Annotated in this window: 13 protein-coding genes; 6 read left to right on the top strand and 7 right to left on the bottom strand. The window is 40.4% G+C overall.

The window, feature by feature from the left end:
* Positions 1-129: 129 nt before the first annotated feature.
* Positions 130-1,053, bottom strand: coding sequence for an isoaspartyl peptidase/L-asparaginase (locus U5K35_RS05225; RefSeq protein ID WP_322570412.1), 924 nt, complete (start codon positions 1,051-1,053; stop codon positions 130-132).
* A gap of 299 nt (positions 1,054-1,352) precedes the next feature.
* On the opposite strand from U5K35_RS05225, the gene U5K35_RS05220 reads away from it, so the two are divergent.
* From U5K35_RS05220 to U5K35_RS05210, 3 genes are all read left to right on the top strand, one after another.
* On the top strand, positions 1,353-1,511 hold the full coding sequence (locus tag U5K35_RS05220) for a YqaE/Pmp3 family membrane protein (RefSeq protein WP_322570411.1): 159 nt from the start codon (positions 1,353-1,355) through the stop codon (positions 1,509-1,511).
* A gap of 241 nt (positions 1,512-1,752) precedes the next feature.
* Positions 1,753-3,150, top strand: coding sequence for a mechanosensitive ion channel family protein (locus tag U5K35_RS05215; protein WP_322570410.1), 1,398 nt, complete (start codon positions 1,753-1,755; stop codon positions 3,148-3,150).
* 271 nt (positions 3,151-3,421) lie between these two features.
* A complete protein-coding gene (locus U5K35_RS05210; RefSeq protein WP_322570409.1) occupies positions 3,422-3,859 on the top strand; it encodes a response regulator in 438 nt (145 codons plus the stop codon).
* Between the two features lie 265 nt (positions 3,860-4,124).
* Here the strand turns inward: U5K35_RS05210 and U5K35_RS05205 are convergent, their stop codons facing one another.
* The 5 genes from U5K35_RS05205 to U5K35_RS05185 form a co-directional block, all read right to left on the bottom strand.
* A complete protein-coding gene (locus tag U5K35_RS05205) occupies positions 4,125-4,538 on the bottom strand; it encodes a hypothetical protein (RefSeq protein ID WP_322570408.1) in 414 nt (137 codons plus the stop codon).
* Positions 4,539-4,670: 132 nt separating this feature from the next.
* The gene (locus U5K35_RS05200; RefSeq protein WP_322570407.1) at positions 4,671-4,871 is read right to left on the bottom strand and encodes a CsbD family protein; all 201 of its coding nucleotides are present in this window, start codon (positions 4,869-4,871) and stop codon (positions 4,671-4,673) included.
* Positions 4,872-6,307: 1,436 nt separating this feature from the next.
* The gene (locus tag U5K35_RS05195) at positions 6,308-7,840 is read right to left on the bottom strand and encodes a hypothetical protein (protein ID WP_322570406.1); all 1,533 of its coding nucleotides are present in this window, start codon (positions 7,838-7,840) and stop codon (positions 6,308-6,310) included.
* Positions 7,841-8,009: 169 nt separating this feature from the next.
* Entirely contained in the window at positions 8,010-9,161 is a 1,152-nt protein-coding gene (locus U5K35_RS05190; protein WP_322570405.1) for an AI-2E family transporter, read from the bottom strand.
* A gap of 73 nt (positions 9,162-9,234) precedes the next feature.
* Positions 9,235-9,468, bottom strand: a complete 234-nt coding sequence (locus U5K35_RS05185; RefSeq protein ID WP_322570404.1) for a hypothetical protein — start codon at positions 9,466-9,468, stop codon at positions 9,235-9,237.
* A gap of 809 nt (positions 9,469-10,277) precedes the next feature.
* On the opposite strand from U5K35_RS05185, the gene U5K35_RS05180 reads away from it, so the two are divergent.
* Together U5K35_RS05180 and U5K35_RS05175 are read left to right on the top strand one after the other, a co-directional pair.
* On the top strand, positions 10,278-10,751 hold the full coding sequence (locus U5K35_RS05180; protein WP_322570403.1) for a hypothetical protein: 474 nt from the start codon (positions 10,278-10,280) through the stop codon (positions 10,749-10,751).
* A 33-nt stretch (positions 10,752-10,784) separates the two neighbouring features.
* Positions 10,785-10,919 carry a lmo0937 family membrane protein gene (locus U5K35_RS05175; protein WP_322570402.1) on the top strand — a complete coding sequence of 45 codons (135 nt, stop codon included), beginning with the start codon at positions 10,785-10,787 and terminating at the stop codon, positions 10,917-10,919.
* A 53-nt stretch (positions 10,920-10,972) separates the two neighbouring features.
* Here U5K35_RS05175 and U5K35_RS05170 read toward each other — a convergent pair whose 3' ends face one another.
* Positions 10,973-12,082 (bottom strand): acyl-CoA desaturase, encoded by a 1,110-nt coding sequence (locus U5K35_RS05170; RefSeq protein WP_322570401.1) that lies wholly within the window; start codon positions 12,080-12,082, stop codon positions 10,973-10,975.
* A 338-nt stretch (positions 12,083-12,420) separates the two neighbouring features.
* Between U5K35_RS05170 and U5K35_RS05165 the strand changes: the two genes are divergently transcribed.
* Entirely contained in the window at positions 12,421-13,077 is a 657-nt protein-coding gene (locus tag U5K35_RS05165) for a hypothetical protein (protein ID WP_322570400.1), read from the top strand.
* The last annotated feature ends 157 nt before the right edge of the window (positions 13,078-13,234 follow it).

The raw sequence follows: 13,234 nt of genomic DNA, 5'->3' as shown, positions 1-13,234 counted from the left end.
GGAAGGTAGAAGAGGAAGTTAATCCAGCTATAAAAATAATAAATGTAGCACTACAGAGCGTTGTTTAAAGAGTTTTTAATGTTAATTTTTAAGATTTTGCGGGGGTTGAGTTAATAATCAAACTCAAGCTTACAGAATTTGAGTCATAGTCTGCCGGTTATTTTTTAATCCCCGGTACATTCCTTCTGTGTTGAACGGCATGTATATATTGCCATGGGCGTCAATGGCAATGAGACCTCCCTCTCCACCCATCTTTTTTAATCGTTTAAATATTGCTTCATTGGTGGCGTCTTTAAGGCTCATCCCTCCGTATTCCATCAGGCATGAAACATCATAGGCCACTACCCCGCGTATAAAATATTCCCCGTGTCCTGTGCACGATACGGCACATGTTTGATTTTTCGCATAGGTACCGGCGCCAATCATCGGGCTGTCTCCAACCCGGCCCCAGGCTTTATTTGTCATGCCTCCGGTTGATGTTGCCGCGGCCAGATTACCTTCACTGTCGACTGCTACAGCTCCTACTGTGCCAAATTTGTGACCATTATCAGAAGAGTGATCAAGACTTACATCTCCGGAGCCCCGAAGGTTGGTCCACTGGTCGTATCGAAGCTGCGTGAAAAAATAGGAGTCAGGCAAAAATTCATACTTTTGACGACGCGCATACTCCATCGCTTCGTTGCCTGCTAAGAAAACAAAGGGGGTATTTTTCATGATATCATCAGCGAACAGCACCGGGTTTTTTATTCCTTTGATTCCTGCAACGGCTCCCGCATCCAGGGTTTTGCCATCCATAATCGCCGCATCCATTTCATGATCTCCCTTTGAAGTGAATACAGATCCTTTTCCCGCATTAAAAAGCTCGCAGTCCTCAAGAACAGTCACCGCTTTCTTTACGGACTCCAGGGCTGTCCCGTCATTCGTTAACAAACTGAATCCGGCCTCCAGCGCTTCCCGCAAAGCATCCAGATAGCTTTTTCTGATTTTCGGATCATCAATAGATGAGGCTATTGTTCCTGATCCACCGTGTACTGCTATTGCCGGAATGTTCATAATAAATGAGTTTTAAATTTGAGTTCTGCAACTGTAATACCATTGTAACGACCCGGATTTTAAATCCAATCGGAAATATAATTGAGTGGGGAAAAAATAAACGCTTCACTTTTGCCAATGGCATTTACATCTATCCTGAAATTGTTACATCATTTACAGATATCAGCCAGTATCTTTTTTGTTGGCTAATTCTACGATATATTTATTTTAAAGTGATAATATTATGGTTCATATTTTATATTTCTGAGCTTTTTTGTTAATACCATTCAACATTAATATATAAATCAAGAGATATTCAAATGGATATTTTAAAAATCATAATTGCAATTCTTCTTCCGCCACTCGGTGTCTTTTTAGAAGTGGGTATAACCGGGGCTTTTTGGTTGAATATTTTGCTGACTATCCTTGGATTTATCCCCGGTATTATTCATGCTATTTGGGTTATTGCCAAAAACTGATTTTCCAGTAGAATTTTGTCGGAATGGAGGCGACAGCCCATAAGCTAAAGTGTTTAATTTGAAGTGGTTAAATTCCCCGACCCTCTGGGTCGGAAAAAGATAGAAGTCCCCCTTCGAAGGGGGACACTTTACAATAAGCGAATAGATTGTTAAAGAAATTTGGATTTTTAGTTTATTCCTCGATGGCTCTGCCCCGAGGTAGTACATTAATCTAACTCAGGTTATCTATTTAATTGACAGTATGATTCACAAAAAACTTCAGGTTTATGCTGTTTTATTCTTGCTGGTGTCCATCGCCTTACCGGCATTGGTACAGGCACAAGATAACAGACAAACCGGGCCGCCGGAAAACACCTCAGAAACCCTGGCGCCGGAGCAGGTGGATGTTCGCCCTGAGGCGGCAGATTCGGAAATTCGGGATCGGCTGAGCGGCATATTGACCGCAACAGGCTGGTTTGTGGATACCGAAGTGGAGGTAAACGACGGTGTTGTGTTTCTGCGGGGCTCAACAGAGACGGACGATTTTAAACGATGGGCAGGAGAGCTCGCCAGAAATACACAGGATGTTGCGGCGGTTGTCAATCAAATACAGATAACAGAACCTGACATTTGGAATTACGAGCCTGCGTTTACCGGGATGCAGGAGCTGTGGCGCAGCATTATGCGCGCAATTCCCTTTTGGGTCTTTGGACTGTTTGTAGTCGTTGTATTCTGGGGCCTCTCTATACTTGTAGCCAAAGCCACCCGGGCTTCGTTAATAAAACGGGAGATGAACACTCTGCTACAAAATATTGTGGCAAAGGGAGTTGCCGTTCTGGTATTTCTATTGGGACTGTATATTGTTTTTTATATCGCTGATTTGACCGGTGTAGCCCTCACGGTACTGGGCGGTACAGGACTCCTGGGTATTGTATTGGGGATCGCTTTTCGGGATATCACCGAAAATTTTCTGGCCAGCATATTTTTGAGTGTTCAAAACCCTTTTCACGCCGGCGATCTTGTGGAGATTAACGGCACTATCGGTTTTGTTCAGCGCCTTACGGTTCGCGCCACATTGCTTATGACACTGGACGGCAATCACCTGCAGATTCCAAATGCAACGGTTTATAAGAGCAGTATTCTCAATTTTACAAGCAATCCTAACCAGCGAACAACATTTACCATTGGTATCGGGTATGACGATAGTATCACCGTAGCCCAGGAAATAGGCGCAAAAATATTAGAGGAGCATCCCGCGGTTCTAAAAGAACCGGAGCCCTGGATTCTATTAGATAAACTGGCCACTTCGACCGTTAACATACAGTTTTATTTTTGGGTGAATGCTCAAAAACATAACCTGCTGAAAGTGAAGTCATCATTGTTACGGTTGGTAAAAACAGCGTATCAGGAAAAAGGAATCTCTATGCCTGATGAAGCAAGAGAGATGGTCTTTCCAAACGGTGTGCCTGTACAGATAAGCCGGGAATCTGAAATACCTGCAGAAAGAGAAGTTAAAAAAGAGCCTGAAGCGCAACCATCCAAAGACTCCAAAGTGTCGACAGTTGGAGAGGGTAAATTGGAAAGCAATGATGAAGAAATTCGGGAGCAGGCTCGCCAATCCCGATCACCGGAAGAAGGTAAGGACCTTCTAAAAACCTAGCGGCCACTGTCATGAAAATTACTCTCTTTATGGGGCGATTAATCAACTTACAGGAGTAACATAATATGACGTTATCATTTCAAAAAACATTTTATGCCATTGCTACTTTTTTTGCACTTTTTGCGATTTTGATTTTGGCTAAAACAGTACTGATCCCCCTGTTTTAAGGGGGACTTTCGATACCCGATTTATTAATCGAACTTAGGTTAATAATAATTGAAAGCGCTGCACCACAAGAAAAAATTATAAACCAATCTGAAAACATACAATTATGAATAAAAAAGGATCTATTGTCATTATTGAAGATGACACGGGAGACCAAGTTGTTATAAGTGAAATCTTCGAAGAACTGGATTACGATAATCCGCTAATCTTTTTTGATGACAGTGAAGAAGCGTTACAATACTTGGAAATCACAGAGGATGAACCCTTTCTTGTGTTATCTGATATAAATATGCCAAAACTAAACGGCATGGAATTGCGTGCTAAAATACACAATAATGAAGATCTGAGGCGAAAATCTATTCCCTACCTTTTCTTTACAACAAGTGCAGAGCAACAGCATGTTATCGAGGCTTATTCAAGATCAATACAGGGGTTCTTTGTTAAATCGAACAGTTATGAAAAGACCAAAAATACTATAGTAAAAATTGTAGAATACTGGCAAGAGTGCGAATCGCCACATTATATCAAAAATGCTCAACAATAACGGTTTTTAGCTCCTGCCAACAACCCGCACGGAAATGTGCTCCATGACGCTCAGGGTCGGGAAAAGATAAAAGTCCCCCCTCGAAGGGGGAAGGCGATCCCGATCCCGAAAGCTTTCGGGAGGAGAGCAGGGGGATGACCGTCGAAATCATGCATGGGTCAGAACCTTATCCATAATTCAATTGATCATCCCTCATTGCGATCCGTCGGCTGACGCAGGGACACTCCACAAAAAACTCATAAATGATCAAAAAGTATTGGATAATCTAATTATCGATTTGATCCTGCAGTTCATCAGCCCACTCTTTCAGTTTCGATGAAACATTATCGTAGAGTTCTTCAGTTTCTGTTTGAACTGTTTGCCAGGTCTCTTTAGTAGCACTTTCAAGATCATCAATTGCCTGTTCTACGTTTGATCGGTCATCAAGTAACTCATTTCTCTGAGCTTCCAGATTACTTTTTAAGTCACTGTCAACGGCATCATCTATCCTTGATTCCAGGTCTTCGATCTTATCATCAATATTATCTCTTAAATCTTCGAGGTTTGATGCCATTTCCTCGCGTTCCTCATTAAAAGCAGAATTACTGTTATCTGTACGATTATCGCACTGGATAAAGATAAATGAAGCTGCTATTAAAAAGAGTACGGTAGTTGTTCGGTTTATTATATTATGAGTCATATTGGGTTATTTTTTTGAGGTTTAAAATTCAGTGTTCATACCATTAACGTTAAATTCCCTGCCCAACTGGTCGGAAAAAAGAGAAGAGTCCGGCTTTGTACGAAGTAACTTATTTACTTAAATGAAGCTGCGCTACTCTTCCTTACTGTTCATCTTCTCAATTTCGCTGGAAAGTTCATCTTTGGTTTTTCCGGTCTTCTTTTGAAGTTTGCCAAGAAGTTCTTCTTCTTTACCTTCTGCATATGTGAGATCGTCATCCGTTAAATCCCCATATTTTTGCTTGAGCTTGCCTTTAATTTCATTCCAGTTTCCTTTAATTATTAGTTTATCCATGAGTAGTGCTTTTCGTTTACTTTTAGTTTAAATGAACCGTGTCCCTGAATTCATTAGCAGCTTTAAAAACGGTCTAACGAAATATGGACAGCATATAAAATGTGATAAACTTAGATGTCGCAAGCGTTATATACTTTCTAAAAAGTGTTACAATAATCACAGTCGGAGTTAGCTCAACTTCCGCAAAATATTAAAATTCAGCCTCAAAACTCTTTAAACTGAGCTCTGTAGTGCTACACCCATTAATTTTACAGCTGTATAAGCTTGATTTGCCTTCTATTACTGCCCTTTTGAATTGTATTTTCGATCCTTATAAATACTTTAAAGGTTTTACACCAAATGACTCAGGCAATGAAAGTCCAGCTACGGGACGCCATATCCGTACCCTTGCAAGACGATCACACCATCAGGAGTTGAGATATGCACCTGACAAAAACCAAGCACCAGAGGTGCGTCATGTCCGTAGCCCATGGTCAGCGCAAAGCGTTGGCCATGGGGCAAAAGGCGAACCCGAACATGGAAGCACCGTAGGTGCGGAATATATGGGTCGATGTTACAATTGAGATTGAATTCAGAATTCGAAACATGCCGCACCTATGGTGCTTCTGTGAATATCGGCCTCTTTCTCTACCCCACAGATTCACGTTGTGAACCTGTGGGGCTACGGATATGCCGCCCCGAAACGGGGCTGGTTTCAAGCTTTGCTGAAATCTGATTCGTCCGTTTTATCTCACAATCCGAAGTAAACATCTTGTCGAAAGATTGATATCTAAAATCATTTAACATAGAATCTGTCATCAGATTGTAATAATACAGGAAGCATCGTAGCTGTAACAAACTCTCCCTGGATCAGCGCAAAGCTGTAATCACGAAAAATAATCCAGCGCAAAAAAAGCACCAGAGGTGCGTCATGTCCGTAGCCCATGGTCAGCGCAAAGCGTTGGCCATGGGGCAAAGGGCGAACCCGAACATGGAAGCACCGTAGGTGCGGAATATATGGGTCGATTTTACAATTGAGATTGAATTCAGAATTCGAAACATGCCGCACCTATGGTGCTTCTGTGAATATCGGCCTCTTTCTCTACCCCACAGATTCACGTTGTGAACCTGTGGGGCTACGGATATGCCGCCCCGAAACGGGGCTGGTTTCATCCCTTAAAAGGTGAACGCCATTCATTTTGTGTACGAATTACTGCTTCAAACATACTAAAGCAGGAATGACCGGCAAAAAGAAGGTTTGCATCTAAAAAGGTATGACATGAACTATTTTAATCACTTTTAAATGAAACTTATTTTGTAGCCACTACACCTCCATTTTATGGAGGATTTGGAGTATAGCGATAAAATTTCAGAGGGCCGATGGAAACGCAGGAGCCTGTTTAAGCGCACCACTGAAAAGGTGACTCATATGTTTACGCAGCAAATTTAAAAGCTATTCAAATTCGCTGGATCAGATCTTTCATTCCGGAACGCAGTGATTTCCACCAGTAATTGACCGTAGATTGCCCCTCTTCTCTTTCGTAAGATATCTCTCCTGTCCTGGGATTCTCTCCGCCATTTGATGATTTTACCTGAATATTATTTGCAAGAAATGAGACAATTCTGTTTCCGGTATTTTGTTGGTGATCATCCTCATTCAATAGGTTCAATGATAAATCATCATAAATGGCAATAAACTCACCTTTGGCCTCAATTTCATTCAAATCGAAATTAAATTCCAGTGAATGAATTATTCCGTCATCAAGCCGAACTAACGCCATGGGTAAGAGAACCGGATTTAACACTTCCAGATTAATCTCATCAAGCGTGCCGGTTATGGTCTGATATCCATTCTCATTAAGAGAAAATTCAAAATTTACAGAAAGCTCCGTTTCATTCAGAAACATTGTCGAAGCCTCAGCATGAATCGTTTGCTCTTTATCCAAATTTTGTAAGTTTGCCATTTTAATCTCAACAGCATCAAAGAAAACCGTTCCTGACGTATCTTGTCCCTCCTTCCATTCGCGATAGCTGATATATCCATCACTCAGGGAAAGGCTGTCAAGAGACACACCAAAGGGCAGGTTTGAGAATTGGGTGTTGATAAGCGGACGTTCGTTCTTGGGTTTATCAGGATGGTTTTTATCACGGGAAATCTCTAATTCAAGCTTTTGAACGGTAAAATTCCGGGCTTTAAAATGTCTGTTTGCAATCAACTCATCAACATCTAATGCATGTAATTGAATTGAGCCGGATCGGATGTTAAAATGATCAATTTCATGGCCAACCCGCGCCGATAACTCACTGGGAGATAATTGTGGTTTTACAAAAAATTCAGAAATCATAAAATCTCCGGTTTCTGTACTGAAAGAGATCTGATTCCCCTCAAAAGCATAAAATTCACTTCCAGTTTTATGAAATACGGAATCCACTTTGAATTCAATACGTCCAAATTGATCACCAATAGATGCTGAATCGGAGGTCACATCCAAATCAGTAACCCGTATATCTATTCCCTTTAACTGAGTACTAACAGAAGCCAAGGCATCACGATAAATATGAATCGAGGAACCGGATATGGTGAAGGATTGTATAGTAGCAGATCGTGGTTGATCAGAAGATTGACCGGAATCAGTGAAACGATCCATGAGTCCGGATGTCACATGAAGATCTGCGCCGTTTATTTCTGCATGTTTGATCGTCAGATTTCCGCCGGTTAGTAACGACCATATCCCGACTCCCGAGATTGTTATTTCTTGAATTTTTGAATCAAGTACCGGATGGTTCTTCAATCGTTCGGATGCATCTGTACCTTGTGCAAGTGTTACTCCTTCTATGGTAGCACTTGGAGGAAAAAACCCGATATTAATTTCTGATATTACAAGTTCCGCATCATTATCACTTACCGTTGTAAATTCCTCGGTAAGCCGGTTTTGCAGGTAGGGTTCAGCTATCAGATTGGCAACCAGAAATCCAATTAACCAAAGCATAATCAGAACAATTATTGATCCGAATAACCATCGGATCCTCTGCGATTTATCGGTTTTTTCTTTAATCAAAGATTAGTGATTAGGTGGTTGATTTAGGAATTCACGAATTAAAATCTAAAGTGACACTTTTTCTACGGCATTTTCAAGATTTACAATTACCCTGAAGAAATTAGACGTCATTTTGTGGAACAGCCATTTCCTCCCTCTCAGCTTTTTCATGTTCATGTTTATCACTCTCTTCATATTCGCTATAGTCAACAATACTGCCCAAGAGATACCCATAAGGTTTTAATTCGTCAACCTGTGAAAACCCAACTCTCATGATTCCAATAAGTGGTATAGAGAGGATCATGCCTGCTATTCCCCAGACCTTTGCGCCCATAAGCAATACAATAATGGCCATAAATGGATTGAGGGAGACTTTTGATCCAATGATTCTTGGAGTAAGGAAGCTGCTTTCAAGAAGTTGTACTACGGTAAATACGGCAGTGACCAGGAGTGGTAACAAAAGCGTATCGTAGAAAAGAAAAGCATAAATAATGGCAGGAAATGCTCCTAAAATTGCGCCCACAACCGGGATAATAGCCAGCATTGATGCAAATATGGCGAAAGGAATAGCGTAATCGAGACCCACAATCAGTAGACCGATTGAGTTTAATACGGCCATAATTCCAATCACAGTGAACAGTCCCACCAGGTAGTTCTGTGTTACATGTTGAACTCTTAGTAAGACTTTGTCAATTTCAGAGTTGTGGCTCCTCTCAAATACTTTTTGAAGAAAGGTTTTGTACATTCCTTTGTAGTAGAGCATGAAAAAGATAAAAATGGGCATAAACGCCAAAAAAGTAAATGTTCCGGTCGTAGCCTGTGCCAGAGAGTTTAAGAACTCACCACCTGCTTCAAATGAACTTTCAATACCATTTTTTATATACTCGGTTTGTTTTTCCTGAGAAATCCCTGAAAACTTTTCAACCACAACAGCTCCTTCAGCCAGTGAATTTTTAAGTTTTTCAGTCGTTTCGGGGAGATTGTCAGAAAACTCGACTGCCCGGACGGCTATCAGAGTTAAAATACCCGAAAAAACCACTGTGATTAAAAGTAATACAAGTATGATGCTAAACACGCGGCCCATTTTCCAGGACTCAAATTTTTCTACAACCGGGTTCAGCAACATCGAAATGATGGCGGCAAAAGCAAGGGGCATCAGAATAAATTTTCCAAAGCTTAAGACGACTATCAAGATGCAGAGTCCAAACAGAATGAGTGTTGCTTTTAACCAGAATGGGTATGGTTGAGATGGTGTGAATGTCCGTTTATTCATCTCTCGTTCGTATCTTTAGATTTTACTCTTGTGGCATTTTGGAACAGTCATAGAGCTCCACCAAATACAGATTTTATTTTGATCGATAAACGAACAAACCAATTACAAAAACGACTACAGAAATCAGTACCGGAACAACGTCGCCAGTACTGACGGCAACATCCGCTCCTAAAACTGAAAATGATTCTGAGTCGGCCAAATATTGATACCCAAAGAATAAAATTCCTATAATTCCGGCTACGCTTAAAATACCGCCTATTGTTTGATTCATTTTTTCTCCAAAAATTTCATGTTGTGATATATGCATACAGTTGCATATTGAATTTAAATTTGATCATTCCCTTCAACTAAAGCGGTACATGTTGCTTGTTTTGTTTTACATATATCACGGATTTTCTCCCTCCTCTAATAGGATACAAACAATTATTTAAGCTGATACAGACAGAGAGAACTTTTTTTTGACAGCCTCTGGTCTCCGTTCAAGCGGGGGTAACTAATCCAAAAATCAACCCGCTGTGTTAGCTGCCTCGAGGTAGGTAAAGTTCGGATCACCGAATTTGTTGAGGGTACGATAGTGAGATGCCACTGCCTGGGCGAACGTCTCGTGATGGTTGTGGGGGTTAATGAACTCCTTGGCCGTTTGTTCAACGATCGGACTTATTGCCGGATGTGAAACGAACGGAAAAAATCAGTAGAAAATGCAAAACTATACGGCCTTGGTGTAATACTTAACACTCTGATATTTAACAGATTCATAACAGTAAGCAAAGAAAACAAACACTTTTAATTGATAGAGACTAAGCGTTATGAAAAATTCTGGTAAAGAAAAATGTTACTGAATGCGAGGGAAAGATAAACAGAAAAAGAAGAGGCGACCTATCGGTTAAAGGATCTAAAGATTCTGATGATCTGTTTAAAAAACCGGTTTTTCCAAAAAAAGAGATGCTACAATCAGACCACCCACATCAGGAAGAGATTGCTGAATAGAAAGTGACGGTGAATCATTTTTTTGGTCTTAATAGGGGAGAAATTCCTGAGACACTATTATTGATTGTCTAATTCAGGGATAAAAAAACAAGAGCAGTTAGATCAAGGTAAAAACGAAAATCTATATTTATGAAATACTTAATAGTTGTTTTGGTGACTGTTGTATTGATGGCGGCATTGGTTCTTTTAGGTAGAGACAGATCATTTAATGAGTTGGAGAGAGCCGACGTTTCAGCAGTTGAATCAAGCCAGCATGAAGAAATTGCGGATAGTGAGGTGTACGCTGAATTCAAAGCTTTTAGAATTGAAACTGCTAATAAAATAATGGCAAATAATCGATCCTTTGGCGAGATAAGAGAGAAGATCAAAGTTGAAACTGATATGGAGACCAAGTTCAGGCATGTAGAATTGCTTTCAGAGCTTAAAATGGCTAATAGTAATCTTAAACGGGAATTGGATGATTACATCGTTTCAGATAGAGAGAATTTGGATCTCTTCAAAGATAATTTCTGCAATAAAATGGATGATCTTGAACATTCACTAAATGATTTCTTTTCAGATAGAAACACCTCCGTTTTCTCGGAGATTAACATTAATTTTTAAAAACTAAGTTTCATTTGAAATCTATTATATATCGTGGCCGTAATTTTAGTAATAGCCTGGTTAATCGGGTTTGTAGGCTACAGTACAGGCGGACTTCTTCACATTCTGTTGGTAATTGCTGTTATTGCTATCTTGTTCCAGATTATACAGGGAAGAAGAATAGCTTAATACCGGAAGTTATTTCTGACATGAGAATGCTGTAGATATTGCATATACGAATATCAGATTTGGTTTTTTGCGTATGTAAATTCAGGATCGCCAAATTTCTTGAGTGTTCGGTAATGAGAGGCTACCGCTTCAATGAATGTGTTATGGTGGTTGTAGGGAATGTTAAATTCTCTGGCGGTTTGTTCAACAATTGGACTGATGGCCGGGTAATGGACGCTGCATATTTTAGGGAACAGGTGGTGCTCTATCTGGAAATTGAGTCCGCCCACAAACCAGCAAAGTGCTTTATTATCGCGGGCAAAGTTGTTGGTTGTAATCATTTCGTGAATCATCCAGTGCTCATCGATCATGTTCTCGTCGTTTGGCTGCGGATGATCGGTCTCCTCAACCACGTGTGCAAGCTGGAAAATAATCCCAACAATTAATCCGGCGGTCAGGTGAAGAGTTAAGAATCCAATCAGCAGATGAATCCAGGTAATATCAAGCAGTAGCATTGGCAGTACCAGCATGTAAGTATAGAAGAGAGCTTTAGTAACAAACAAAATTACCCACTCGCTTACCGGATGTTTCTTGTTGTCGTAGGGACCAATATTGGGTTTCAGAAAATTCTTGTAGTCTTTAACAAACACCCAGAATACCATCGCCAGGCTATAGGCGAAAAAAGCGATTATGTGCTGAACACGGTGTATCATTTTATGTTCTGAGTGTGGAGAAAGCCGAATAAAACCCGCCACTTCAAGATCCTCATCGTGCCCGTGAATATTTGTATAGGTGTGATGGATGATGTTGTGAGTGATTTTCCAGATGTAGCCGTTGGCTCCCAGCATATCAAACGTAAATCCCAGTGCGCGATTTACACGCTTACTGGAGGAGTAGGCCCCGTGAAGTGCGTCGTGCGAAATGGAGAAACCGATACCTGCAGCCGCAACTCCCATCACAAACGTCAAAAACCACATCGTCCCAAGAGAAAGTTGTCCTGAAATAATCAATCCATAGGAACCCAAAAAGAGGGTCAGCATCAGTATGGTTTTTACGACCATCTGCCAGTTAGCATGCTTTGAGAGTTCATTTTCCTCAAAGTATTGTTCTACCCGTTTTTTGACCGTTTTGCTGAATTCGCGACTTGTACGATTGTTAAATGTAACTTTTTCAAGGGTATCCATAGTAGTGTAGCACTATTTATTCTGCACGGTTATTTTGAAAATTATTAACCAGTAACGAGATAATATTATACAAGTAATGATTTAGCATACATATATCACAGATTTCATACAATTGCAATTGTAGAAATCCGGTTTTACCAACTTTTTATACCTCCTCATCCATATACATCTCAATAAATAACAAGGGTATATTGTTGTATGGCGGTATTGGTCTTCAGTAAACTATGTAAGATTTGATTGACTCGTTGTAATAGAACAGGAACGTACAATGATGATATTTGAGATATACAATAACATCACAACGAACCCGCAGATTGTGGGAAATTACGGACACGACTATGGAACAATTAATTAAATCGGGTAAAGGATTAGCAGCTCTAATGCTGTTATTAACATTTACAGTAGCAGCCTGCTCAACAACAGGAATGATGCGATCAGAAGATGTACAATCATCTCTGGAAAAAGTAGATAACGATATAAAATCAAGTGTTGTACAAGTGAATGCCATCGGAACCTCTCTTGATGAATTGACCAGGCCGGGTCAGGCAGATGTAAAGAGAGCGTTTGAACTTTTTTCAGACAATGTGTCGGAAATTAAGAAGATGCAGAACGATTTCTCAAAACACGCCGATGAAATGAGTTCAAACATCAAAACGTATTTAGATGCATGGGACAAAAATAATAACCAGTATGAAAACCCTGAGTTACAGCAAAGCAGTGATGAACGCCGAGAGGCACTCGGACGTACATATGATGAAATTGCACGAAATAATATAGGCGTAAAAGAAGCTTTTAGGTCTTTTGTTTCTGATGTAACCCAGATAGAGGCGTACTTGTCGAACGATTTAACAACCAAGGGGATCACCTCGATCACCTCATTGGTCGACAAAACGTTGCGAAATGGTGATCGTCTGAAAAATGAATTGGAAAATCTTCAATCAGCAGTTGAAAACGCCAGGGCAGAAATGACACAGTCCGGCGTTACAATGAACTGACAGGGGTGAGCAGCCTGATCAGATCACATCAAGAGTGAATAAGGCACTTTTCGGCAGTAGATGAAATGGAATCAAAAACTATTTCATGATCTGTTGGAAAGTGCTTTTTTTGTGGTTTTGTTTATCACTCTATTTTACACGTAGATGATTTTTTTAA

Source organism: Rhodohalobacter sp., assembly GCF_034521535.1.
GTDB lineage: Bacteria > Bacteroidota > Rhodothermia > Balneolales > Balneolaceae > Rhodohalobacter.
This window is presented reverse-complemented; position numbering and strand designations above follow the sequence as displayed.

Coding starts and splice junctions, on each gene's coding strand:
- U5K35_RS05225 (WP_322570412.1), bottom strand. CDS start 1,053: ATGAACATTCCGGCAATAGCAGTACACGGTGGATCAGGAACAATAGCC.
- U5K35_RS05220 (WP_322570411.1), top strand. CDS start 1,353: ATGGATATTTTAAAAATCATAATTGCAATTCTTCTTCCGCCACTCGGT.
- U5K35_RS05215 (WP_322570410.1), top strand. CDS start 1,753: ATGATTCACAAAAAACTTCAGGTTTATGCTGTTTTATTCTTGCTGGTG.
- U5K35_RS05210 (WP_322570409.1), top strand. CDS start 3,422: ATGAATAAAAAAGGATCTATTGTCATTATTGAAGATGACACGGGAGAC.
- U5K35_RS05205 (WP_322570408.1), bottom strand. CDS start 4,538: ATGACTCATAATATAATAAACCGAACAACTACCGTACTCTTTTTAATA.
- U5K35_RS05200 (WP_322570407.1), bottom strand. CDS start 4,871: ATGGATAAACTAATAATTAAAGGAAACTGGAATGAAATTAAAGGCAAG.
- U5K35_RS05195 (WP_322570406.1), bottom strand. CDS start 7,840: ATGCTTTGGTTAATTGGATTTCTGGTTGCCAATCTGATAGCTGAACCC.
- U5K35_RS05190 (WP_322570405.1), bottom strand. CDS start 9,161: ATGAATAAACGGACATTCACACCATCTCAACCATACCCATTCTGGTTA.
- U5K35_RS05185 (WP_322570404.1), bottom strand. CDS start 9,468: ATGCATATATCACAACATGAAATTTTTGGAGAAAAAATGAATCAAACA.
- U5K35_RS05180 (WP_322570403.1), top strand. CDS start 10,278: ATGAAATACTTAATAGTTGTTTTGGTGACTGTTGTATTGATGGCGGCA.
- U5K35_RS05170 (WP_322570401.1), bottom strand. CDS start 12,082: ATGGATACCCTTGAAAAAGTTACATTTAACAATCGTACAAGTCGCGAA.
- U5K35_RS05165 (WP_322570400.1), top strand. CDS start 12,421: ATGGAACAATTAATTAAATCGGGTAAAGGATTAGCAGCTCTAATGCTG.